Source organism: Mycobacterium sp. SMC-16 (assembly GCF_046250085.1).
Classification (GTDB): Bacteria; Actinomycetota; Actinomycetes; order Mycobacteriales; family Mycobacteriaceae; genus Mycobacterium; species Mycobacterium phocaicum.
This window is the reverse complement of sequence record NZ_CP176427.1, coordinates 2,107,562-2,131,135: the sequence shown is the minus strand read 5'-3', so window position 1 is coordinate 2,131,135 and position 23,574 is coordinate 2,107,562. Positions and strand designations below refer to the sequence as shown.

Below are 23,574 nucleotides of genomic sequence, written 5' to 3'. Positions count from 1 at the left end.
CTTACGTAGGGCGCCATAGACTGAACCCCACAACAGTGCGGGGAGGTCAACTGCTGTGGGTGCATTGGATGCCTTCAATGCGATTTGGGGCCAAACGCGGGCTACGTTCGGCGAGGGCGTCCCGGTGGACGGCAGCGGATACGACAAGAGCCCCCAATTCCGCGACCTCCAATCTCAAACTCAGTCGGCCGCGCCGGGTTCTCACTGGACCGGCTCAGCGTCCGATGCGTACGCCGACGCCAACGACGCCCGCGCCCGTAAGTTCGGCCGCATGGCCGAACTCGATCAGAAAATGGGTGTGGAGATCACCCGCTCGGCCGATGCCGTGTTAGCAGGTCGGCGACAATTAGACGCAGTACGCCAATGGGTGAACGATGCGGCCGCCGGTTTGCCAAAAACCGCCGCTGGAGACGCACAGCTGTTCTCGGTGGTTTCTAAAGGCAGCAGCGAGATCTCCGAGATTATTCGACGCACGCACAATGAAATGGCGTCTATCGCGGGGCGAGTAGATATCCTGAAAGCCGGTTGGGACGAGCTTGGCGGCGATCCGAAGGATAAAGGCCCCGGCGACAAAGATGGCATCGACAAGCTCACGGGCGAGAAGGACGACGACGCTCGCCGGAGAGCGGAATAAGATGTGCACGACGCGCTGGCCGGCGACCAGAAAGCTGCGAAGCGGGTCGGTGATGTACTCGACACGATCAAACCAGGACAACCGCTGAGTCCCGAACAAGGCTCGTATCTCAGTCAGATGCAGGCTCAGCAGAACGGCATGAGCATCAAAGATCTCAAGGCCGCAGAACAACGCCTCGGCGACCAGAAGGGCATCATCGCCAATTCCTGGCAATTGATGAGCAACGACAAGGTGCAGTTCCCGAAGACCCCATTACACCCGGGCGACCTCGACAACCCGAATGATATGACGAAGGGTGGATTTAACAATCTTCCACAAAGCGTACAGGCAGCGATCAAATCGCCTGGCGCAGAATATATAGACCAAATGCACGATATTTCGGGAATTGTCAAGGATGGCAATTCCTCGCTACAAGCGGGAACCAGTTTGGATCGGGAAATGCTCAACAAAGCCGATCGAATAATGGATACCCCCATCTGGGAGCACGACCCGGCGAGCGTCAAAGGCGAGGGAGAACGTGACCCATGGATCGATCCCGCGGTTTCGAGCATTTTCGAGTCGGCGGGCCGCGACCATACTGCCGTATCCGACCTCGTCACCAGCAACAAAGGCAACGATTTCATCCACGACATCACCACTCATGCCTGGAGGGACAACGGTGCTGCGGCGGGATCGTTGTTCAGTTGGACGAATGAGGAGGCGAATGGTCCGAATGCCGATATTGCCGCCAAAACTGCCCACGCCTACGCCAACTACGTCGGCGTGCATGGCGGAGAGTTACTCAATCTTCCCGGTCACCACAGCCTCGGCGAGATGGATCCAAAGTTGGTACAGAGCATGGCTCATGGACTCCTGCCCTACCAGTCCGACATGGTAGGCGAGAATAAGCACGGCTTCGAACCACTGGACCAACTCGGCAGCAATCTACATAACACCCGATCACTGTTCGCGGTAATGGACTCGAATCCCGACGCAGCCAAAGAATTCAATGCCCATGCTTACAAAACTGCCATGGACTACGAAAATTCATTCGCCCAAGCCGCAAAAACGGATCCGAATATCACCGGTACAAACCCCCATCGAGCCGACCTCGACAGAGCAGGTCGACTAATCGGCCTCGTTGATGCCGGAGTTTTCATGGAAGTACAGCAGCACGGCAACAATACCCAGGCAAGTGCATTTGACCGCGCACATGACGCGTGGGAGATGAAGAAGTTGGCTTGGGACGTGGTTGGCGAGAACCTTCCGGGGTTCGACCGTGCGCATTCGGCTTTCCAAGACGGGATGATCGGTAAAGAGCCGAAAATCGACAATTTCCCCGGGGACTACTCCACCCCTGACATTGACATCCCAAGCGGCAGCCAGGGATTGGGGAACGCGTCCACCCAAGTCGCATACACAGTCGCAGCTCAGCTAGTACACACACCCAATGCCGACATCGGGCCCGAGTACTTCACCAACAACGGTTCCGGAGTGTTGATGACGCCTGCCGAAGTTCGAGCGAAATACGGAGAAGCCGGATGGTCTGATTATTCTGCCGCGCTAGAACGCTACTTCGCGAATCAACAACATTCTCTCGATTCGTCAATTATAAATTTCGGCAAGAATTACCACGCACCGTTGGATCAAATCCCTCCCGCCAGGAAGTAGCAATCACTTGCTAAATCGTCGCTATGGTCATCGGTGGTTTGCGGCAGTATTCGCAACCTTCATATTTCTGCCCGGCTGTTCTCATTCGCCGGCCGCACCGAATCTGCCCGGGGATTCGGACCCGAAATCCATACACCAGATCGCCCCCGGCCCGGCCGGGCAAGAATTCCTGAAATCCGTATCCACATACAAATGGGGCGACCAATCCAACCGCGTCACAGCGTGGTTCCAATGGATACCCGCGGCCGCAACCGGACCCAACCCTGACGACCGGGCGCTTGCTGCCGAAACGGCTCACACCATTGCGACTTACCTCGCCGCCAACTCGGACTCGCTCGAGCAGCTGGGCAGCGCAAACCCGGCCCTCACTCAGAGCTACACGCTGGCTATCGTCCCGTACCTCGGAAGCCTGGTCAGCGAGGATCAACTGACACCCCAGTTTCCACCGCTGGATGCACTCGGCAGCGCAATGCCCAAAACTCGCAGTTTGCTTGCGGTCCTCGCCAACGACCCGACAAGCTCATTGATACTCGGTCAGGCGATCGACCGTCAGGTAGCGCGGTATCAGGACAACTTGTCTGAAGTCATCCGCCGTCAGCCGGGCGCATCGAGAGCGATGAGCGAGCCCGTCGCGGCCATCGCTCGTCTGATCGCACTTGCCGCGACCGCCGGCGTGCGCTCCCCTGATCCGAACTCAAACTGGTCCCAGGGAATCGAAGAAACCGAACTGAACTACCTATTCGCCCGCGCGACGGCAACCGGACCGAACGCCGACATCTCGCCCAAGTACTTCACGAACAACAGCGAATTGATGTCACCATCACACGTCAGGCTTCAATTCGGTGAAGCGGCTTGGGCAGAGTATTCCGCAATGATTTCCGCATTCACCAGCCGTATTCCGGATCAGCGCGCAGCGATCGACGATTTCGGCCGCGTGAGCCGCACGATCCGAGCAGGAGCCCCTCCGCGGTAGACCCCGGGCCAGAGCGTCAACCGGCCCCACCTCGGAACCCACACTGCCACTTGCCCGACCAACTCTGCGAAACTGGTCTACAGACTGAACGGAGTTCGGCTTGTCCACCCGCCACGCGATCGACCTCGAGCACACCCTGAGCGCCATCGGGCGCCGGGTGTTCGACGAGGTCTGGATCGGTCCTGCCCGCCGCTACCCCACCGCCGTCGCGGTCGTCGTGTTGGTGGTGTCGGCCGGGGTCAGCTGGTCGGAATCGCATCGGTGGGTACTGAAGGTCGTCGCCATCCTGTTCACCCTGGCCGCCATCGCATCGGCAACGGCACTGTGGCGCAAGCGCTTTCGCGTGTGCTGCGCGGCGCTGTACCTGTCGGGCGTGGCCACGGCCGCCGGGTTCGGCGCGGTCTGGTGGTGCCAGACGTCACCGGCGCGGGTCGCGGTGTGGTGGTCGCTGGCCGGTTTCGTCGCAGCCGCGGTGCTGGCCGTCTGCTGGCTGGGTGTGGTGCTGACGCCGCTCGAACGATCGCAGCCCGACATGCGATTCAAGCCCGCCGGGAACTGAATCCCCCTTCCGTACGACTAATGACAGCGTGATCGCCGACTCCGCCCTGCGCTGGGCGCTGACTGCCGTGTTCGCGGTGGCCGCGCTGTTGTTCGCGGGCGCCGGTCGGCGCGTACCCCGACAGCGCGGCGTCGCGGTGCTGCATGCGGTGGCTTCGGTTGGCATGATCGCGATGCTCTGGCCGGCCGGCATGCAGGTGTCACCGCTGCTGTACGTGCTGGTGTTCACCGCCGGCGCGCTGTACTTCGCCTACCTCGCCCTGTTCGGCTTCGAGCTGCCGCACCCCGTCTACCACTGCGCCATGATGGCCGCGATGGCACTGATGGGCCTGCTGATGGCGCCCAACGCCGGCGTTCCGGTGGCTGAGGCCGGTTCGGGAGCCCAAGCCTCCGGTCACCACAGCGCCCACCTCGGCCACGGCGCCGTCGCCGTCACTCCCCCCGGCTGGTTCACCGCGGTGTGTGTCGTGCTCGCGATCGGATTCTGCGCCGCCGCGCTGTGGTGGTTCTACCTGCTGGTGCGCGGGCCGAAGCGTCCGTACGCCGACCTGCTCATGGCACTCGGCATGAGCGTCGCCTTCGCTGTCATGGCCGTCTGACCCCACCCGAAAGGACAACATGCCCAAGCTTTTCCGGCTCTTCATGATTGAGGGTGTAGAACGGTCAGCTGCTGTCGGCCTGTGATTGGGGTGTCTGGTTGGCTGGGTGTGTGCCGGAGGAGAAGCGGAAGAGTAAGAGGAAGAGCGCGGTGTCCGGGGGTGGTGTGGACCTGTCGATGCTGCAACAGCTGATGGCCGATGCTGGCCGGGATTTGTTCGCGGGAGTGTTCGATGAACCGACACCCGAGGTGGGAGCTGTGCCGGAGCGTGTGCGGGGTTTCCGGGTGCGGGTCGACCTGATGTACGCCAAGCCGCCGATCTGGCGTCGTCTGGTCCTGCCGGGTGACCTCGTGCTCGATGAGCTGCATGACGTGCTGCAGGTTGCGATGGGCTGGCAGGACGGTCATCTGCATAAGTTCGGTGTCGGGGCGGACCGGCGTACCCGTGTCTACTTCGTCACCAGATTTGATCTCAGCGAAGGCGACGACGGTCTCGTCGAGGACGGTGTGCGCCTGGATCAGGTGGTCTCCGGTAAGGGCGACCGGTTGTTCTATGACTACGACTTCGGCGACGGATGGGAGCACGTGCTGGTGGTCGAAGACGTTCTCGATGATCCACCTTCGGCTCCGGTGTGCCTGGCGGGCAAGATGGCCTGCCCGCCGGAGGATTGTGGTGGCTTGGGCGGCTATGAGGAATTGGCTGCGTGGGTTCGTGGCGGGTACGACCCGCGGGCAACACCGATGGGGCTGGGTGCGCAGGAGATGCGCGACTGGCTGCCCCGAGGCTGGCACCCCGATCGTTTCTCGGTGACCGAGACCAATGACGCTCTGGCCGCGTCGAATATGCGTTGAGGACTCTTCACTGCCGAGGTGCAAGGAGCTGAGTTCGGAAGCCTCCGGTCTCGAGCAGTGACCGGGCGATGTAGTTGGTGAGGTTGCGGAAGCCCAGCGCGGATCCGCGCAGGTGTTCGAGGCGGCCGTTGATCGCTTCGGTGGGCCCGTTGGAGGTGCCGGGGCGGTCGAAGTAGGCCAGCACGTCGGCGGCACGCTTCTTCAGGGTCCGTCCCAGGGTGATCAGTTCGGTCAGCGGCTTGGGAACGCCGGTGCTCAGCGTGGTGATCAGCGCCGCCATCATCGTGCGGCCTTTCGTGCGGTCGGGTTCACGATACGCGGCCACGGTGCGCTGATACATCTGCCAGGTGGCCTCGACTTCTGCGTGGGCGTCGGCGGCGAACAAGGCGGCCAGCCGGGTGCGCTGGCGGTCGGTGAGCAGATCGGCACCGGTGTGCAGGGTGCGTCGGCAGGTGTAGAGCGGGTCGGACTTGCGGCCGCGGTGCCCACATGTCGCCAGCTGCACCCGGCGGCGGCACTCATCGAGGGCGTTGCCAGCCAGGCGCACCACGTGGAAAGGGTCCATCACCGTCGCCGCCTCGGGCAGTTCCTCGGCGGTAGCGGTCTTGAACCCGGAGAAGCCATCCATAGCAACAACGTCCACGCCGTCACGCCAGTCCTGCGGCCGCTCGGCCAACCAGTCCTGAAACGCCTTTTTTGAGCGACCCTCGACCATGTCGAGCAGCCGAGCCGGACCGGTCCCGTCACGCACAGGGGTGAGATCGATGATGACGGTGACGTACCTGTCACCGCGACGGGTGTGCCGCCAGACGTGCTCATCGACGCCGATCACCGCCACGCCGTCGAAACGGGCCGGATCGGCGATCAGCACCCGTCGGCCTTCTGCCAGCACCGCGTTGTTGGCGGTGTTCCACGACACCGCGAGCGCTTCGGCGATGCGAGCCACGGATAGATGCTGGCAGACAATGGCTTCCAGCGCCCACCGCAGAGCACGCCGCGACAGCTTGGCACGTGGTTCGGCCATCCTGGTGGTGTCTTGTCGCCACACGTGGGCGCAGCCGGCGCACCGGTAGCGACGGATGGTCACCAGCAGTGTGGTGGGGCGCCACCCGAACGGCTCATGGGCCAGAGTACGGGTGAGGCTGTCGCGTGGGATGCCTTCTTCGCCGCAGCGACGACACCACCGGTCCTCGTCGGTCACCCGGCACGCCAGCACAGCACGGCCGGGCTCAAGGCGTTGTCCGGTCACCTGCAGCCCAAGTTCGTCGAGGCGGCAGAAAGTCGTCAGGTCAGCGCAGGCGAAGCCCGCCCGACCGGTAGCGTCAGGCACGTCGAGGTCTTTCGGATGAGGAGTGTAGGAACCCTCATTTTCGAGAGACCTCGACCTCTATCCCGGCAACGACGCGCCAACCACCTCTACACCCTCATCTGTGAAGAGCCGCTTTTCCGGACCATCGCCGCCATCACCGCGACGACGGCCTGCGCCGTCGCCCTGGCCGCACCGGCCGCCGCCCACGTCAAGGTGACCGGCGACGCCACCCAGGGTGGCTGGGGTGTCCTGAACTTCCGCGTGCCGACCGAGTCGGACACCGCGTCGACCACGGGCCTGCTGGTCGTACTGCCCGACGACCAGCCGATCATCTCGGTCAGCACGCAGCAGAAGGCCGGCTGGACCGCCACCCTCACCAAGAAGAAGCTGCCCACCCCACAGAAGGACGACGACGGTGCCGAGGTCACCGAGTACGTCTCGTCGGTCGAGTGGAAGGCCACCGGCCCGGACGCGCCCATCCCGCCGCATCAGTTCAACGTCTTCGCCATCTCGGCGGGCCCGCTGCCCAAGGTCAACACCCTGACGCTGCCCGCGGTCCAGACCTACAGCGACGGCAAGACGGTCAACTGGAACGAGAAGGCCAACCCGGGCCAGCCCGAGCCCGAGCACCCGGCGCCGGCCCTGCACCTCAAGCCCGCCGGCGGCGGGGACCACGACCGGCCCGCGGCCGCGGCTCCGGCTGCTGCGGCGCCGACGTGGCCGGGCCTGACGGCGCTGGCCGTGTCGGTGGTCGCGTTGCTGGTGGCGATCGCTAGCCTGGCAGCCTCCCGACGAAAGACGAGTCACGACTAGAAAACTGAGACCGGTCGCAGCGCTGCTCGCGGCTCTGCTCGCGCTCCTGCTGCCGGCTCCCCTCGCACACGCGCACGCCGTCCTGGTCTCCAGCGATCCGGTGGACGGCGCCACCCTGCCGGCCGCGCCGAGCCGGGTCACCTTGAGCTTCGATGAGCCGGTTCGCCTGATTCCCGGTGCGGTTCAGGTGATTTCGAACTCCGGCGCGCGGGTCGACCGCGAGGTGCGGCAGCGGTCGGGCAACACCGCGGTGGAACTGGACCTGCCGCCGGACCTGCCGCGCGGCAGCTACACCGCGACGTGGCGGCTGATGTCGGCCGACGGGCACGAGGTGTCCGGGTCGGTGAGTTTCGGTGTGCAGCAGGCGCCGGACGCGCCGCCGGAGGTTCGTCCGGTCGTGTCGTCGTCGGTGGCGTCGGATGTCTCCCGCGGTCTGACGTATGCCGGCCTGGTGCTGTGTGTCGGTGTGCTCGCGGCGGCCCGGCTGGTGTGGGGATGGGCACTCACGCTGCGCCGCACGCGCGTCCTGGCCGGCATCGGCTGGCTGCTGCTGGCCGCGGCGACCGTCATGGACGCCGTGACCACCGGACCCGACGGCCGGCTCTACGTGCAGGCGGTCCTGCTCGCGCTGCTCGCGGCGACCGTGCGCGCCGGGACTGCGCTGTTCGTCGTGATCGCGACGGCGCTCGCGGCGGGCGTCGCCGCTTCGGGGCACGCTTCCGCAGGTCCGGACCCGTGGCTCGCCATCACCGTCACCACCGTCCACCTGCTGGCCATGGCGCTGTGGCTGGGCGGGTTGGGCGTGCTGACGCTGGTGGTCCTGCCCGCCCGTCGCAGCGACGAGCTGGCGCGGTGGTCCCGGGTGGCGTTCGGGTGCGTCGCGGCGGTCCTGCTCACCGGCGAGTACCAGGCCTGGCGGCAGGTGTCGCCCATCGAGTCCCTGTGGTCGACCGGCTACGGAATGGCCTTGTGCGCCAAGCTTTTCCTGGTGACGCTCATGGCCGTCCTCGCCTACCTCGGCCGGCGCCGGCTCACCCCGGAGCGGCTGCGTCGCACCGTGCCGCTGGAAACCGCGCTCGCGGTGCTGGTGCTGATCATGACCACGGTGCTCACCGGCGAGCCGCCCGCCCGCACCACCTACGGCCCCGCGTTCACCGCAACCGCCGCGCTCGACGAGGGCCGCCAGGCGCAGGTGCATCTCGACACCACGCGGCACGGCGCCATCCCCATCGACATCACCGTGCCCGGCGCCACCGCGCTGCGGGGCAACCTGTCGAGCGCCGAGATCGCCAGCCTGCCAGTGCGTTTCACGGCGGGTGCCGACGGTCGCTGGCACAGCACGTACGCGACGGCGCCGCGGCCGGGACTGTGGACGCTGCAGCTGACGGTGCAGTTCGGCCCGAACGACGCCGCCGTCACCAGCGTGCCGTTCCGCGCCTGGTGACCGTGACTTACCTCGGCGCCGTCATCATCTCGGCGATCAGCCGGTAGCGGTCCAGGTTGTGTCGCGCATCCACCAGCGCGTCGTGGGCATCGCGCGGCCGCGGTGGCATCCGCGGGCTGCCGCAGTCCTCCCAGAACTGTCGCAGTTCCCGGGTGAAGCGCGGCATCGCCGGTGGCAGGTCGGCCATCGGCCCCCACAACTGGCACAGCACCACGTGGTCGTAGGCGCCGACCCAGGCCCACAGCTCGATCGGCTCGTCACCGTCGATGTTGAAGAAGTCCTCCAGCTCCGAGCGGATCTGCCGGCGCGAACGCCACACCTTCGACGACGGCGACGGCAGCTTCGGCAGCACGTTCTTGCGCACCCAGGAACCGGCCCGGTCGGGGTCGAACTCCGATGAGACGGCGTAGTACTCGCGCCCGTCCTCGGCGGCCACACCGATCGAGATCAGGTCGATGGTGCGACCGTCGTCGATGAACTCGGTGTCGTAAAAAAACTTCATTCAGGCAACCTCGGTCGGCGTTCGGTCCGGCGGCGCGGGTGCCGCGTGGATCTCGCGGTCGAGTTGTTGATCAACGTCCGCGTCGTCGGGAAACTTTGGCATACCGGCGATCGCATCCTGTAACCACAGCTTCGCCCGCACCACCGGCCGGCGCAGCCAGCGCTCGCGTTCCAGCGCTTTGTTCATCTTGCGCGGCCGGCTCGTGTAGCGCCACCGGGCCCACGGCGCGTGCGGTCGCGACAGCCGGATTGCCCCGATGACCAGCAGCGGTGTGATGAACATCCCAATCAGGCCGGTCCACACCTTGCCCTTGAGCAGCACGATGACCGCCATCGCGAGGGTGATGAGCGCCAGCGCCACCACCGTGATCCGGGCGGCCACGTCCTGGTCGTCACGCCAGACCGTGATGTCGAAGAACGACAGCGGGTTGAACCCGAGGATCAGCAGCCCGGCCACCGCGATCGCGACGAACACCGCGTCGACCGAGGTGCGGCCGTCCTCGGCCCAGTACACGTCCGACAGGTGCAGGATCAGCGCGAACTCGTCCAGGACCAGGGCCGCACCGATACCGAAAAAGATTGCCGCCACCGTGAATTCGGGGACGCCGCCGTCGACGGCGAGGGTCACCATCGTCACCCCCGACACCATCACGAGCACCACGCCGATCACCACGTGGTGGATGTGCAGGCTGCCGTGACCGATGTTGCGCGGCTGCCACCACTTGCGCGGCGCCGGATTGTCGGCATGGGCCCGGATGTAGCGCACCACGGTCCGGGTCACGAAAAACGTCAGGATGAACGCAATCAGGCACCACAACAACGGCAGCCGCCCACTGGACACGAACTCCGTAGGTAAGGGCGACCGCACGCTGAAGAAACTTACGCCCGCGTATGCGTGTCACCGCACCGCAGGGCGCCGACGCGCCGGTCCCCCCGATAGGCTGTCCGGCGAGATGCGTATCAGACCCGGGTTCTGGCCCGCCTCCGGACAACGGCTGGCCTGGCGGCTGCTGCAGTTGCTGGCCATGTTGACGTTGGTATGGGGCGCCTGGCGGCTGCTGGGTCATACGCCGTACCGGATCGACATCGACGTGTACCGGATGGGCGGCCGCGCCTGGCTGAACAACACGCCGCTGTACAGCGAGAGCACGATCTTCCGTACCGAGGCCGGCATCGACCTGCCGTTCACCTACCCGCCGCTGGCGGCGATCATGTTCGCGCCGTTCGCCTGGCTCCCGCTGCCCGCAGCGAGCGTGGCCATCACGGTGACGACGTTCGTGTTGTTGCTGGTGTCGGTCGTGATCGTGCTGACCCGGCTGGACGTCTGGCCGCAATCGCAGCTCGGCAGCTCGGCCCTGGCCCGCCGGTGCTGGCTCGCCGTCGCCATCGTCGGACCTGCCGTGCTGTTCCTCGAACCGGTGCGGTCCAACTTCAACTTCGGGCAGATCAACGTCGTGCTGATGACGCTGGTGATCGCCGACTGCGTCCCCCGCCGTACCCCGTGGCCGCGCGGCGTCCTGCTCGGCGTGGCGATCGCCCTCAAGCTGACCCCGGCCGTGTTCCTGCTGTACTTCCTGCTGCGCCGCGACTTCCGCGCCCTGCTCACCACGGTGGCGTCGTCCGTCGCGGTCACGCTCATCGCATTCGCGCTGGCGTGGGGCGACTCGTGGGAGTACTGGACCAAGACGGTCCGCAACACCGACCGCATCGGCACCGCGACGCTGAACACCAACCAGAACATCTCCGGCACGCTGGCGCGGTTCGGGATGTCGGCGACGCCGCGATTCGTGCTCTGGGTCGTGCTGTGTTTCGCGGTACTGGCGCTGACGGTGTGGGCGGCCCATCGGGTGCTGCGCGCGGGGCAGCCGGTGCTGGCTCTGATGTGCGTGGCGATGTTCGGCCTGGTGGTGTCACCGGTGTCGTGGTCGCACCACTGGGTGTGGGCCCTGCCGACCATGGTGACCATCACCGTGATCGCCTACCGGGAACGCAGCGCCGTCCTGGCCGCGGTGAGCGCACTGGGCGCCGTCCTGCTGGTCTGTACGCCGATCCGGCTGTTGCCCGAACATCACGAGGTCGACGCAACGCTGTGGCGTCAGGTGGTCGGCAGCTCGTACGTGTGGTGGGGGCTGGCCGTCATCGCCGCGGCGGGCACCATCACCGGCCGCGGCACACCCGCTGCCGATGCGACCGAGCATGTCGCGCCGGTCTCGGCGACGAACTGACGGCGGCTGGTCGGCAGCTGACGCGACGGTGACGCCGCGGCGGTCCGACGGCCGCTGTTCCGCCGCCGCGTCCGGTGGGCGAACCGGTGAACCGGCCCTGCGAAATCAAGAAAGCCGAGGACTGCGGTCACCTGGTGACGGCAATCCTCGGCTCTTGTCGTTCTGGCGCTCAGCCCGCCTTGATCGCGGGCGGCGGCGTCTTGCCTTCTTTGACGTCGGCCGCGTAGAGGTCGACGTACTCCTGCCCGGACAGCCGCATCAGCTCGTACATGACCTCGTCGATCACCGCGCGCTCGATGAACCGGTTGCCGGCCAGCCCCTCGAAGCGGCGGAAGTCCATCGGCTTGCCGAACTTCACCTCGACGCGCGCGAAGTGCCACATCTTGCTTCCCGGCGGGTTCACGACGTCGGTGTTGATCATCGCGACGGGAATGACGGGGATACCGGTCTCCAGCGCGATGCGGGCCAGGCCCGTCTTGCCCTTGTAGAGCTTGCCGTCCGGCGACCGCGTGCCCTCGGGGTACATGCCGAGCAGCTTGCCCTGGTCGAGGATCTTGGCGGCGGCGGTCAGCGCGTCGGCCGCGGAGTCGGCGTTGGTGCGGTCGATCGGCACCTGGCCGGTCGACGAATAGAAGAACTTGATGAGCTTGCCCTTGATACCGGTACCGGTGAAGTACTCGGCCTTGGCCAGGAAGAAGATCCGCCGGCGCAGCACCAGCGGCAGATAGAAGCTGTCGACGACCGCCAGATGATTACTGGCCAGCAGGACGGGCCCCTGGTCGGGAACGTATTCCAGCCCCGTGACTTTCGGACGACCCAGAAGACGCAGCAACGGGCCCATCAAGATGTACTTGTAGAACCAGAAGAACATCGAACCTCCCGCTGAGGGCCCCCGGACGGTGCCCCCGACAACTTTACCCACCGACTGTCGGCCCGACCACAGCCCGCAGCGGACTGGTCATTCCTCCACAGATACCGGAATGGACTGGTACCGGCCCGGCCCTGGTGGACCGTCCGGATCGTCGGGCTGGCGGTGCCTGCCGCCGGGACCGGACGGATCCGTCGGCGGCTCGGGGTGCGGGCCGGCGGGGCCCTGGTCGGCGAGCGCGGCGCGCACCGCGTCGAGAAAAGTCGTGCTGTGTTCGGCGATCGCCGTCAGCATCGGATGCTGTTCGTCGTTGGCCAAGGCGACGAGTGCGCACACCGGGCACCACACCTGGTTGCAGTCGCTGGGGTTCTCGCCATCGGCGAGCATGGCCACGGACAGCCGGACTACGGGATCGATCTTGTCGAGGAGCGCCTGCGCCAGCAGCCGCAGGTCCACCGGTAGGTCGCCCAGAGCGTCCGCCCCGAAATCGGTGTGCGTCACTTGGGCCACACCTCCGGGTCAGGGCGAAAACGGACGGTCAGTTCACAGCCGCGCAACGACGCGCCGGTCACGATGCAACGGCGCAGGACTGATGCCAACGGGACCCGGCGCCGGGTGCCACCCGAGCCGATGATCAGGTCGTCGTCGACGCGGCCCAGCGTCAGAGACCCCGGGTCGATTTGCGGCAATTCTATCCGGAGCCGGTAGACAGCGGCCAATCCTGAGCCCGATTCGCGGTCGACGACGGGCCGCGGCGGCGCGGGCGGTGGGGCGCCGTGCCGCAGCCGCGATGCCTCCAGCAGTTCCCCCAGGGCCTTCGGCCCGATGGGTTCGCCGGCCAGGTGCGGCACGAGCACCAGACGCACGTCGCCGACGGCGGCATCCAGGTCGCTGAGCATGCTGCGCTGCTCGGCGATCCGCTCGGCGTACCAGTCGAACGCGGGGTGCGCGGGCAGGTTCACGTACTCGTACGAATCGTCTTGGATCAGAACCTGATTCACGATCAGCTCGGACACGTGCACGCCCATCAAGGTGAGGGACGCCAGCGTCCGCACCGCCTCGGCCACCACCACCCGTTCCGGGGTGAGCACCAGATGCGCGGTGACGTCCGGCTGGTCGAGCAACTCCCCCAGCGCCTCGGTGGCGGCGGCGAGCCGCTCGACGAGCATGACCATGGCGGCCGTCTTCGCATCGGCCAGACCGACCGACAGCCGCCGGTGCCGCGGCCAGGCCTTCTCCAGGTACAGCGCGAACGCGCCGGGCAGCGTCAGCATCCGCATCGCGTCGGCGGTCGAGGCGCAGTCGACGATCACGTGGTCCCAGTTGCCCGACGCCGCCAGCTCGGCGACCTCGTGCAGGCCCAGCACCTCCTGAATGCCGGGCAGCGCCGAAAGTTCTTCCGGTGCAACGTCTCCCACATCGGACTCCGGGAACCGGGCGACCAGCACGGCGGCCACCTCACGCCACCGGGCCTCCAGCAGCGCCAGGGTGTCGAGCGCCAGGGCATCCAGCACGACGCCGGCACCGTCGTCGACGGGGACCTGTGTCGGCGTCCGCAGTCCGGTCGGCGGGACGTCCGCGCCGAGCACGTCACCGGTGGAATGGGCCTGATCCGTCGACACGATGAGGACCCGCTGCCCGGCCCGGGCGTCGCGTACCGCGGTGGCCGTGGCCACCGTCGATTTGCCTACTCCACCCTTACCGACGAACAGACTGATCCTGGCACGCCCAGCAGGGTCCGTGTCACTCAGACTCGACTCGCTTCTTGAGGTCCTTGAGCGCCGTGTCGGTCAGGCGCCGCTCTGCCTTGCGTTTGAGCAATCCGATCATCGGAATCATCAGATCGACCGACAGTTCGTAGGTCACCTCGGTGCCAGAACCCTTGGGCGACAAGCGGTATGTGCCTTCGAGCGCTTTCAGCAGCGTGCTGGACACCAGGGACCAGCTCACCGACTTGCGGTCGGCGGGCCACTGGTAGGCGAACACCATGGTGTCCTTGAGCACCGTGGCGTCGAGGACCATCCGCGCCGTCTTCGGGTAACCGTCGGCGTAGACGTCGAGCACCTCGGTCTCCGGGTACTCGGCGACCCAGTCGGGATATGAGCCGATGTCGGCGATCACGTCCATCACGGTCGCCGGGTCGGCGTCGATGTAGATGGTCTGCGCAGTCTTGTCCGCCACGTGTCCACTTCCCCGAGTTCTACGATGCCGGCGCGGGCGTCAGACGCCCGTCTGCCGAGCTCTCAATGTACCGCCAGCACCCCGCCCTGGCGGGGCGATACCGGGCCTCAGGCCAACCTGGACACGCCCACCGGGCGGGTCCGCTCGAGATCGGTCTTGATCTCGAAAGCCATGTTCTTGCCGGCCACCCGGCGACGATGGTTGAGGTCCGCCAGGTTCAGCTCGGCGAGCGCGGCGCCGGACACGCCCGTCGGCTCGGCGTGCAGGAAGTAGTGCAGCACGACGCCGTCCATGACGGCCTCCAGCCAGACCTCCATGGTCCCGGTCAGGGCACCGGTGACGGTCCACCGCTGCCCCGCCGGACCGCGGTCTTCGACGACCGTCAGCTTGAGGTCCGGCCACCAGCGCCGCCAGCTGCTCTGGTTCGCCACGGCGGCACCGACGGCGGCTGGGTCGGCGCACACGAAGGTCTCGTCGGCGATCTGGATGCTGTTCATCCCGACCAGCTTCACATACGCCTCCACAGTGTGATGAAGCACCCGACTACGCTGAGCACGGCATTGCTGTCACGGCACTGCTGCCAGTACCGCCTTGCCCTGACCCGAAAGGCCACACCGTGCGTGAGTTCAGCGTTCCCGCATCGTTCACCATCGGCGAATACGACAACGTCGTCGCCCCGGTGTACTCCCTCGAGCGCGATGACCCCAAACACGTAGCCATCCAGCGCCTGGTCGGAGACACCTGGACCGACGTGACCAGCGCCGAGGTGGCCGCCCAGGTGCGGGCCACCGCCCTCGGCCTGATCGCCAAGGGCGTCAAGGCCGGCGACCGTGTCGTGCTGCTGTCGGCGACCCGCTACGAATGGCCGATCATCGACTTCGCGATCCTGTCGATCGGCGCGGTGACGGTGCCCATCTACGAGACCTCCGCCGCCGACCAGATCCGGCACGTGCTTGCCGACTCCGGCGCCGTCCTGGCTTTCGCCGAGGCGGACTCCCACTCCACCAAGATCGAGTCCATCCGGTCCGAGGTGCCCGCGCTCGGTGAGGTGCTGGTCATCGACGGCGGCGCCCTCGATCAGCTGGCCGCCGCCGGCGCCGGCGTGGACCGCGCCGAGCTGGACGCCCGCCTGGCCGCCATCAAGTCGAGCGACCCGGCCACCCTGATCTACACCTCCGGCACCACCGGCCGCCCCAAGGGCTGCCAGCTGACCCACGCGAACCTGCTGTCGGAGCTGCGCGGCGTCAAGGCCTGCTTCCCCGACCTGCTGGCCAAGGGCCAGAAGCTGCTGGTGTTCCTGCCGCTGGCGCACGTGCTGGCCCGCGCCGTCGCGGTGGCCGGCTTCAGCAACCAAGTGACCCTGGGCTTCACCAGCGACATCAAGAACCTGGTGCCGATCCTCGGGGTCTTCAAGCCGACGCTCGTGGTGTCGGTACCCCGCGTGTTCGAGAAGGTCTACAACACCGCCGAGCAGAACGCCCGCAACGACGGCAAGGGCAAGATCTTCCAGATCGCCGCCGACACCGCAATCGAATGGAGCAAGGCGCAGGACACCGGCGGCGCCGGGCTGCTGCTCAACCTCAAGCACACGGTGTTCGACAAGCTGGTCTACGGCAAGCTCAAGGCCGCCCTCGGGGGCAACTGCGTCGGCGCCATCTCCGGCGGCGCGCCGCTGGGCGCCCGCCTCGGCCACTTCTACCGCGGCGTCGGCGTCACCATCTACGAGGGCTACGGCCTGACCGAGTCCAGCGCCGCCATCACCGTCAACCGGGTCGGCGAGTTGAAGGTCGGCACGGTCGGCAAGCTGGTGCCCGGCAACAGCATGCGCATCGCCGAGGACGGCGAGCTGCTGCTCTCCGGCGGCGTGGTGTTCAGCGGCTACTGGGGCAACCCGACCGCCACCGACGAGGCCTTCACCGGCGAGTGGTTCCACACCGGTGACCTCGGCGCCATCGACGACGACGGCTACCTGTCGATCGTCGGGCGCAAGAAGGAGATCATCGTGACCGCCGGCGGCAAGAACGTCGCCCCGGCCCCGCTGGAAGACGTCATGCGTGCGCACCCGCTGATCAGCCAGGCCATGTGCGTCGGCGATCAGGAGCCGTTCATCGCCGCGCTCATCACCATCGACCCCGAGGCGTTCGAGGGCTGGAAGCAGCGCAACAACAAGGACGCCGGCGCATCCGTGGGCGACCTCGCCGCGGACCCGGCCCTGGTCGCCGAGATCCAGAAGGCCGTCGACGACGCCAACCAGACGGTGTCCAAGGCCGAGGCCATCCGCAAGTTCCAGATTCTGCCGGTCGACTTCACCGAGGACACCGGCGAGCTGACGCCGACGCTGAAGGTCAAGCGCAAGGTGGTGGCGGAGAAGTTCGCCGCCGAGATCGCGGCGCTCTACAGCTAGCTAGAGAAGCTCGGCGAGCCGCTCGCCCTTGAGCTTCCACTGCCAGTTGTCGACGACGAACTGACGGCCGGCGGCGCCCATCGCGGCGCCCCGGTCGGGGTCGGCGAGGATGTCACTGACGGCGGCCGCGATTTCGGCGACGTCGCGACCATCGACCACGTGGCCGGTCTCGCCTTCCACGACGGTTTCCGGTGCGCCCCCGGAGTCACCGGCGACCACCGGCACACCGCACGCCGAGGCCTCGAGGAAGACGATCCCGAGGCCCTCGACATCGAGACCGTTGCCCCGGGTCCGGCACGGCATGGCGAAGACGTCGGCCATCGCATGGTGGGCCGGCAACTCGTCGCCGGGCACGCCGCCGGTGAACACCACATGGTCGGTGACGTCGTAGCGCCGCGCCAGCTTCTGCAGGTCGTCGCGGTACGGCCCGTTGCCGACGATCACCAGTGCGGCGCCGTCGATCCGGTGCCGGATCTCGGGCAGTGCCCGGATCAGCATGTCCTGCCCTTTGCGCGGCACCAGGCGGGACAGGCAGACGATCACCGGCCGCTGCCCCAGCCCGTACCGGGCCCGCAACTCGGCCCGGGCCACCTCGTCGGGGACGAAGCGGTCGACGTCGACCCCGGGCGACAGGTATTCCAGCGCCGCGTCCGGCCCGAACGCCGCGGCGAACCGGTTGCGCGTGTAGTGGCTGACGAAGGTCACCACGTCGGTGTTGTTTCCGATGTGGCGCAACGCGTTTCGCGCGATGGGCAGCATCGACCAACCCACCTCGTGCCCGTGCGTGCTGGCCACCACCCGGGTCGCGCCGGCATCGCGGGCCAGCGGGGCCAACAGCGCCAGTGGCGCGGCCGCGCCGAACCACACCGTGTCGATGTCGTGCTCGGCGATGAGGCGGCGCATCCGCAGCGCGACGGTCGGTTCGGGCACCATCAGCGTCGTCGGGTGGCGGACCACCTCATAGCCGGCGGCCGCGGCGGCCTTGTCGTATTCCGGTGCGCCCTTCCATTTCGGGGCGTACACCGTCAGTTCGTGCGACCCGCGGCCGAGCAGCTCATTGACCAGGCTCTCCAGATACGACTGGATGCCGCCCTTGCGGGGCGGGAAATCGTTGGTCAGCAGCAGCACCCGAGACGTCCGGGGCGAGCGCAGCGACGGGGAAGACATCGCGGTCAGGCTATCGCGTCAGCCCCGGGCCGCGAGCCACTGCTGCCACGCAGCGGTCAGCGCGTCGCGCTGCAGGCCGAGCGTGGCGGTCAGTGCGGCGTCGAGGTCGGGATGACCGGCGCCGCAGGCGGCCAGATACAGCCGGCGCAGCACCGGATCGCCGAACCGCGCGCCGACGAACCGGGCGAACCACCAGGCGCGGTCATAGGCGAGCGACAGCGCCGGGCCGGTGACCTGGAAGTCGGTGTCGGTGGGCAGCACCGCCATGTCGGCGGGTGCGGGTCGCGGCGTGCGCGGGCGGCTGACGTAGTCGGCGACGCCCTCGGTCAGGCACCAGGGCGCGTCGGCGGCCGTGACCGGCCGGGAGGCGTAGTGGAAAAGCTCGTGGCGCAACACGATTCGCAGCGCACCCGGTCCCATCGCCGCGGCGCCGGGCCCGAACACGATGCGGTCGACGGTCGTCGCCGCGGCAAACTCCTGACGTCCGCCGGCCAACGCCCGGAACTCCTCGTCGGTCCCGGTCGTCACGATGGTGATCTGACGGCGCCAGTCCTCGCCCCAGAATGCGGTCACCGCGGCGACGGCGCCGTCGAGCTCGGCGGTGATGCGGCCCGGCAGCGTCGAACCGGGGTCGAGGACCAGGAGGTCGGCGGTCCGGCCGTCGGCCAGCCGGATGGTGCCCGGAGTTGGCGACGGCAGCGGCGGCGCCGGCAGCGGTGGGGCGGCCGGAACGTCAGCCGAGTGACCGCGACTCAGTACGAAAGCGGCAGCAGCCGCCTCTGCGGTGAGAAGGCCGAGAACTACGCGACGGGAAAGACCGCGACGGGAGAGGCTCAGTAGCGACGCACGTTGTAGATCGGCGCGTTGTCGACCGGCGCGACCCGCACGGGCACGCCGAACGTCGAGGCGTGCACCATCATGCCGTCACCGATGTAGATGCCCACGTGCGAGGCGTCGGAGTAGTAACTCACGACGTCACCGGGCTGCATCTGGTCGCGCGACACCGCTTGGCCGCCGGCGGCCTGCGCGTAGCTCGAGTGCGGCAGCGAGATGCCGGCCTGCTGGAACGCCCACATCACCAGGCCCGAGCAGTCGAACTGGCCGGGACCGGCGGCACCCCAGACATACGGGTCGCCGATGCGGGTCAGTGCGGCCTGCACCGCGATGGCGCCGGCAGCGGTGCCGCCACCTTCCGACGGGACAGGAACCGCCTCGGCGGGCGGGTTGGGGCCGGCGGCGTTGATGGCGGGATCGTCACCCGGGGCCGGCAAGGCATCCGGGGCGGGCGCCGGCGGGGCGGCGGGAGCCGGCGGGAGTGCCGCGAGCGCCTGCCGCTGACTCGGCGTCAGCGCGGTGTAACGGGACTTGACGATGGCGATCTGCACCTGCAGCTTGCTTTGCTTGGACTGCAGATCGGCACGCACGGCGGCGGCCTGCTCGGCCGCGGTCTTGGCTTCGGACGCCGACTTGGCCGAGTCGGCCTCGGCCTTCGTGGCGGAGTCGGAGGCGCTGTGGAAGTTGGCCATCTGCGCGGACATCTCACCGGCCATCACGCGCTGGACCGAGAGCTGGTCGATCAGACCCTGCGGGGAATCGGCGGTCAGGATGGCGTCGATGCCGTCGGTACGGCCGCCCATGTACTGCGCTGCAGCAATCTTGTCGACCGAGTCCTGGTAGGTAGCCAGTTCGTTCTTGGCAACTTCCGCGGCGGCAGCGGCGGCCTCGTGCTTGGAGTCGGCGGCCTTCGCGGCAGCCAGCTTCTTGTCCAGATCGAGCTGCGCGGCGTGCATGGCCTCGGTGGTCTGTTCCGCCTGGCGCGAGAGCTCGTTCAGCTTTGCTACGGCATCGTCGGCCGGATCGGCCATGACGTTGCCCGCAAATGCGCTACCAAGTATGGTGAGCCCCGCGATCGCACCGGCTACTGGTCGTTTAAGACCGCATATGGTGCGGTGTGTGCGGTGGAGACTCAAGATTTCGCGTCCTTCAACTGCGGGTTCGAGCCGCTTCGAACTCAGTGAGGTCTCGAATAGGTTACGAAACGGCATCGGCGTTGTCCAACGGGAATGGCCAATCTATCAGCCCGCCCCCCGATCCCGTTAACCAGCATCACAATGTGAGCGTCGTCACGCTACGCCCGTAGTACTTGACTTTGTCTCGTTTTGAGTGCCAACCCCGCCTTTGGGCCGACCGATCGGCACCAGCCGCAAGCGCGGCGCCAGGCCCGCGTCGGCGAGCACCTCCAGCGCGCGGCGCTCGTCGTCCAGCAGTGTCTCGGGTACGCCCAGCAAAACACTGACCACGCAGTCACCGCAGCCCGGACCACGCACGGCGCAGTCGTCGCAGTCGATCTTGACCGGCCCGTTGTCGAACTTCATCTCTGACTCCTTCATCGGTTGAGGCGCACGCTAGCGACGTCCACCGACAAAAAAGTGCGGGTGATCAGCAACCGCATAACGGAATGACATCGATGTGATTTCTTGTCGGTGCCGGCCCCTACTGTCACGTCATGGGCTCCGGCAGCGCCACCGACCAGTTGGCTTTCGACCTCGACGAGGCGTTGCTGCGTGACACCACGTTCGTGGTGGTCGACCTGGAGACCACCGGCGGCCGGGCCCGGGCGGACGACACCGGAGGCGGCTGGGACGCCATCACCGAGATCGGCGCGGTCAAGGTGCGCGGCGGCGAGATCATCGGCGAACTGGCCACCCTGATCGACCCCGGGCGCGCCATCCCGCCACAGATCGTGCAGCTGACCGGGATCACCACGGCCATGGTGTGCGACGCCCCGCGCATCGAATCGGTGCTGCCCGCCTTTCTGGAGTTCTGCCGCGGCGCCGTCCTGGTCGCCCACAACGCGGGCTTCGACATCGGCTTCCTGCGGGCGGCGGCCGAGCGGGCGCAGCTGCCCTGGCCCAACCCTCCGGTGCTGTGCACGGTCAAGCTCGCCCGCCGGGTCCTGACGCGCGACGAGGCACCGAGCGTCCGGCTCTCGGAGCTGGCCCGGTTGTTCCGCGCCACCACCACCCCCACGCACCGCGCCCTCGACGACGCCCGCGCCACCGTCGACGTGCTGCACGGACTACTCGAGCGCATCGGCAATCAGGGTGTGCACACGCTGGCCGAACTGCGCGGCTATCTCCCGGACGTCACCAGTGCTCAGCGCCGCAACCGCAAGCTCGCCGACGCGCTGCCGAGCTCCCCCGGCGTCTATCTGTTCCGCGGGCCGTCCGAGGAGGTGCTGTACGTGGGCACCGCGGTCGATCTGCGCCGTCGGGTCCGGCAGTACTTCACCGGCGCCGACCCGCGCGCCCGCATGAAAGAGATGGCGTCACTGGCCATCCGCGTCGACCATGTCGAGTGCGCCCACGAGTTGGAGGCCGGCGTGCGCGAACTGCGGCTCCTCGCCGCGCACGCGCCGCCGTACAACCGGCGCTCGAAGGCCCCGCACAAGTGGTGGTGGGTGGTGCTCACCGACGAGGCCTTCCCCCGCTTCAGCGTGGTGCGGGCGCCGCGACACGATCGGGCGGTCGGGCCGTTCCGGGCCCATGCCGACGCCGTCGACGCGGCCCTGCTGCTGGCCCGCTTCACGGGCGTGCGAACCTGCACGACGCGGCTGGCACGGTCCGCCGAACACGGGCCGCAGTGCCCCGAGCGTGAACTCTCGCCGTGTCCGGCGCCACGCGGCATCACCGCAGGCGGCTACGCCGAATTCGCCGGGCGGGCCGCGGAAAACATTGCCGGCGTTGATGATTCCGCCCTCCGCACGGCGCTGAGACACATCGACGACCTGGCGGCCGAGGGCCGCTACGAGACCGCGGCGCGGCTGCGGGACCATGCCGCGACCGTCATCGACGGACTGTGGCGCGGCCAGCGCCTGCGGGCCCTGACCGCACTGCCGGAACTGGTGGCCGCCCGGCCCGACGGCGCCGGCGGCTGGCATCTCGTCGTGGTCCGGTACGGCCAGTTGGCCGCCGCCGGCAACGCGCCGCGGCGCGTCCCTCCAATGCCCGTCGTCGACGCGATATCCGCTGCGGCACAAGTGATCCTGACAGCGGAGCGGCCGCTGGGCGGCGCGCCCGTCGAGGAGGTGGCGCTCATCGTGCGCTGGCTGGCCGCGCCGGGTGTGCGCATCGTGCGCACCTCCGCCGACGACGAATCCGGGTACTGCCTACCGGTCACCGCGGCCGGCCGGTGGGCCGAGTGGGCCGCCACCGCCCGGTCGGCCCGGGCGGCGGCACAGCAGGCGCAGCGCTCAGACCTTCTGGGTGAACCGAGCCCACCGCGCGAGCAGCTGCTCGGCAGCACCCGAATCGATCGCCTCGGTGGCGCGGGCCAGGCCCCGCTCCCACGCCGGCACCCACTGGGCGTCGCTGGATAGCCCGGCATGAGCCACCATCGCGCCTGCGGCGTTGAGCACCACGGCATCCCGGACCGGGCCGGTCTGGCCCGCCAGGACCGCGCGCACCGACTCCGCGTTCGCCGTGGCGTCACCGCCGCGCAACTCGCTCAGCTCGGCGCGGGCGAACCCGAATGCCTTCGGGTCCAGCGTCAGCCGCTCGACGGTGCCCGCCTGCACGCGCCAGATGGTGCTCGTCGTCGTGGTGGTCAGTTCGTCGAGCCCGTCGTCGCCGTGCACGACCAGGACGCTGGAGCCGCGCGCGGCGAACACCCCGGCCATCACCTCGGCCAGTTCCGCCCAGGCGCAGCCGATCAGGCCGGCGCGCGGCATCGCCGGATTCGTCAGCGGCCCCAGGAGATTGAAGACCGTCGGCACGCCGATCTCCCGTCGCACGGAGGAAGCGTGCCGATAGGACTGATGGAACTGCGGGGCGAATGCGAACCCGATACCCACTTCGGCGACCGAGCGGGCCACGTCACCCGGCGACAGGTCGATCCGGACGCCCAGGGCCTCGAGAGTGTCGGCGCCACCGGACAACGACGATGCCGCGCGGTTCCCGTGCTTGATCACCGGCACCCCGCACGCGGCGACGACGATCGACGCCATCGTGGACAGGTTCACGGTGTTCGAGCCGTCGCCTCCGGTGCCCACGATGTCGACGACATCGGTGCCGATCGCCGCGAGCGCGTCCGCGGGCACTTTTCGGGCGTGTCGCAACATCACGTCGGCGAGCTCCGTCACCTCCGCGGAGGTGGGCCTCTTCATCTTCATCGCGATGGCGAACGCAGCGATCTGCGCCGGGGTCGCAGAACCGGTCATGACCTGGTCCATTGCCCACCCCGCCTGACCCGCGGCAAGGTTCTGGCCGGTGGTCAGCCGGCCCAGGATCTGGGGCCATTGCGGCCCGTCGGTGATCGGTTCCTGATGGGGATCGGTGGTTGGCACGAACCCGATTATGACCAATGTCGGCACCCGGGTGGAGTTCAACAACTACAAAG

General features: G+C 67.6%; 23 protein-coding genes and 1 pseudogene. 11 read left to right on the top strand and 13 right to left on the bottom strand.

The window, feature by feature from the left end; all coding sequences use genetic code 11:
• Positions 1 to 55: 55 nt before the first annotated feature.
• The 6 genes from ACJEIK_RS10295 to ACJEIK_RS10270 all read left to right on the top strand — a co-directional run bounded on the left by ACJEIK_RS10295 (position 56) and on the right by ACJEIK_RS10270 (position 5,265).
• The gene (locus ACJEIK_RS10295) at positions 56 to 634 is read left to right on the top strand and encodes an EspA/EspE family type VII secretion system effector (protein WP_409431439.1); all 579 of its coding nucleotides are present in this window, start codon (positions 56 to 58) and stop codon (positions 632 to 634) included.
• 3 nt (positions 635 to 637) lie between these two features.
• Positions 638 to 2,284: a hypothetical protein gene (locus ACJEIK_RS10290; RefSeq protein ID WP_409431438.1), complete on the top strand. Its 1,647-nt coding sequence runs from the start codon at positions 638 to 640 to the stop codon at positions 2,282 to 2,284.
• Between the two features lie 7 nt (positions 2,285 to 2,291).
• On the top strand, positions 2,292 to 3,257 hold the full coding sequence (locus ACJEIK_RS10285) for a hypothetical protein (protein ID WP_409431437.1): 966 nt from the start codon (positions 2,292 to 2,294) through the stop codon (positions 3,255 to 3,257).
• 100 nt (positions 3,258 to 3,357) lie between these two features.
• Positions 3,358 to 3,816 (top strand): hypothetical protein, encoded by a 459-nt coding sequence (locus ACJEIK_RS10280; protein WP_135356805.1) that lies wholly within the window; start codon positions 3,358 to 3,360, stop codon positions 3,814 to 3,816.
• A 28-nt stretch (positions 3,817 to 3,844) separates the two neighbouring features.
• On the top strand, positions 3,845 to 4,414 hold the full coding sequence (locus ACJEIK_RS10275) for a DUF5134 domain-containing protein (RefSeq protein WP_135356804.1): 570 nt from the start codon (positions 3,845 to 3,847) through the stop codon (positions 4,412 to 4,414).
• A 149-nt stretch (positions 4,415 to 4,563) separates the two neighbouring features.
• Positions 4,564 to 5,265: a plasmid pRiA4b ORF-3 family protein gene (locus ACJEIK_RS10270; protein WP_052583420.1), complete on the top strand. Its 702-nt coding sequence runs from the start codon at positions 4,564 to 4,566 to the stop codon at positions 5,263 to 5,265.
• A gap of 7 nt (positions 5,266 to 5,272) precedes the next feature.
• Here the strand turns inward: ACJEIK_RS10270 and ACJEIK_RS10265 are convergent, their stop codons facing one another.
• The gene (locus ACJEIK_RS10265) at positions 5,273 to 6,595 is read right to left on the bottom strand and encodes an ISL3 family transposase (protein WP_052545499.1); all 1,323 of its coding nucleotides are present in this window, start codon (positions 6,593 to 6,595) and stop codon (positions 5,273 to 5,275) included.
• 15 nt (positions 6,596 to 6,610) lie between these two features.
• Here ACJEIK_RS10265 and ACJEIK_RS10260 point away from each other — a divergent pair, with 15 nt between their 5' ends.
• Together ACJEIK_RS10260 and ACJEIK_RS10255 are read left to right on the top strand one after the other, a co-directional pair.
• A complete protein-coding gene (locus tag ACJEIK_RS10260; protein ID WP_409431436.1) occupies positions 6,611 to 7,387 on the top strand; it encodes a YcnI family protein in 777 nt (258 codons plus the stop codon).
• Between the two features lie 100 nt (positions 7,388 to 7,487).
• Positions 7,488 to 8,831 (top strand): copper resistance CopC/CopD family protein, encoded by a 1,344-nt coding sequence (locus ACJEIK_RS10255; protein WP_409431435.1) that lies wholly within the window; start codon positions 7,488 to 7,490, stop codon positions 8,829 to 8,831.
• A gap of 7 nt (positions 8,832 to 8,838) precedes the next feature.
• Here the strand turns inward: ACJEIK_RS10255 and ACJEIK_RS10250 are convergent, their stop codons facing one another.
• Together ACJEIK_RS10250 and ACJEIK_RS10245 are read right to left on the bottom strand one after the other, a co-directional pair.
• Positions 8,839 to 9,333 (bottom strand): polyadenylate-specific 3'-exoribonuclease AS, encoded by a 495-nt coding sequence (locus ACJEIK_RS10250; protein ID WP_061006811.1) that lies wholly within the window; start codon positions 9,331 to 9,333, stop codon positions 8,839 to 8,841.
• Positions 9,334 to 10,173 (bottom strand): hypothetical protein, encoded by an 840-nt coding sequence (locus ACJEIK_RS10245; RefSeq protein ID WP_234785546.1) that lies wholly within the window; start codon positions 10,171 to 10,173, stop codon positions 9,334 to 9,336.
• A 112-nt stretch (positions 10,174 to 10,285) separates the two neighbouring features.
• On the opposite strand from ACJEIK_RS10245, the gene ACJEIK_RS10240 reads away from it, so the two are divergent.
• Entirely contained in the window at positions 10,286 to 11,557 is a 1,272-nt protein-coding gene (locus ACJEIK_RS10240) for a glycosyltransferase 87 family protein (RefSeq protein ID WP_409431434.1), read from the top strand.
• Between the two features lie 169 nt (positions 11,558 to 11,726).
• Here ACJEIK_RS10240 and ACJEIK_RS10235 read toward each other — a convergent pair whose 3' ends face one another.
• The 5 genes from ACJEIK_RS10235 to ACJEIK_RS10215 form a co-directional block, all read right to left on the bottom strand.
• Positions 11,727 to 12,428 (bottom strand): lysophospholipid acyltransferase family protein, encoded by a 702-nt coding sequence (locus ACJEIK_RS10235; RefSeq protein WP_061010504.1) that lies wholly within the window; start codon positions 12,426 to 12,428, stop codon positions 11,727 to 11,729.
• 87 nt (positions 12,429 to 12,515) lie between these two features.
• Positions 12,516 to 12,926 carry a hypothetical protein gene (locus ACJEIK_RS10230; protein ID WP_082762216.1) on the bottom strand — a complete coding sequence of 137 codons (411 nt, stop codon included), beginning with the start codon at positions 12,924 to 12,926 and terminating at the stop codon, positions 12,516 to 12,518.
• A complete protein-coding gene (locus ACJEIK_RS10225; RefSeq protein WP_061006815.1) occupies positions 12,923 to 14,176 on the bottom strand; it encodes an ArsA family ATPase in 1,254 nt (417 codons plus the stop codon). The genes ACJEIK_RS10230 and ACJEIK_RS10225 overlap by 4 nt, the downstream gene beginning before the upstream one ends.
• Entirely contained in the window at positions 14,169 to 14,606 is a 438-nt protein-coding gene (locus tag ACJEIK_RS10220; RefSeq protein WP_061006816.1) for an SRPBCC family protein, read from the bottom strand. Before ACJEIK_RS10220 ends, ACJEIK_RS10225 begins: the two co-directional genes overlap by 8 nt.
• Before the next feature lie 107 nt (positions 14,607 to 14,713).
• Positions 14,714 to 15,103: a polyketide cyclase / dehydrase and lipid transport gene (locus ACJEIK_RS10215; protein WP_061006822.1), complete on the bottom strand. Its 390-nt coding sequence runs from the start codon at positions 15,101 to 15,103 to the stop codon at positions 14,714 to 14,716.
• Positions 15,104 to 15,222: 119 nt separating this feature from the next.
• On the opposite strand from ACJEIK_RS10215, the gene ACJEIK_RS10210 reads away from it, so the two are divergent.
• A complete protein-coding gene (locus ACJEIK_RS10210; protein WP_061006817.1) occupies positions 15,223 to 17,010 on the top strand; it encodes a long-chain fatty acid--CoA ligase in 1,788 nt (595 codons plus the stop codon).
• Here ACJEIK_RS10210 and ACJEIK_RS10205 read toward each other — a convergent pair whose 3' ends face one another.
• From ACJEIK_RS10205 to ACJEIK_RS10190, 4 genes are all read right to left on the bottom strand, one after another.
• Complete coding sequence (locus ACJEIK_RS10205; RefSeq protein WP_061006818.1) at positions 17,011 to 18,177, bottom strand: glycosyltransferase family 4 protein; 1,167 nt, start codon at positions 18,175 to 18,177, stop codon at positions 17,011 to 17,013.
• Between the two features lie 18 nt (positions 18,178 to 18,195).
• Positions 18,196 to 18,750, bottom strand: a complete 555-nt coding sequence (locus tag ACJEIK_RS10200) for a peptidase (RefSeq protein ID WP_234785545.1) — start codon at positions 18,748 to 18,750, stop codon at positions 18,196 to 18,198.
• Positions 18,751 to 19,010: 260 nt separating this feature from the next.
• Positions 19,011 to 20,147 carry a peptidoglycan hydrolase RipC gene (gene ripC / locus ACJEIK_RS10195; protein ID WP_061010535.1) on the bottom strand — a complete coding sequence of 379 codons (1,137 nt, stop codon included), beginning with the start codon at positions 20,145 to 20,147 and terminating at the stop codon, positions 19,011 to 19,013.
• A gap of 153 nt (positions 20,148 to 20,300) precedes the next feature.
• Positions 20,301 to 20,567 (bottom strand): hypothetical protein, encoded by a 267-nt coding sequence (locus ACJEIK_RS10190; protein WP_061003141.1) that lies wholly within the window; start codon positions 20,565 to 20,567, stop codon positions 20,301 to 20,303.
• 116 nt (positions 20,568 to 20,683) lie between these two features.
• On the opposite strand from ACJEIK_RS10190, the pseudogene ACJEIK_RS10185 reads away from it, so the two are divergent.
• Positions 20,684 to 22,492 (top strand): annotated as a pseudogene (locus ACJEIK_RS10185) (DEDD exonuclease domain-containing protein); the annotation flags it as partial.
• On the opposite strand, the gene trpD reads toward ACJEIK_RS10185, so the two are convergent.
• Complete coding sequence (trpD, locus tag ACJEIK_RS10180; RefSeq protein ID WP_061003211.1) at positions 22,430 to 23,533, bottom strand: anthranilate phosphoribosyltransferase; 1,104 nt, start codon at positions 23,531 to 23,533, stop codon at positions 22,430 to 22,432. The pseudogene ACJEIK_RS10185 and the gene trpD sit on opposite strands and share 63 nt — an antisense overlap.
• Between the last annotated feature and the right edge of the window lie 41 nt (positions 23,534 to 23,574).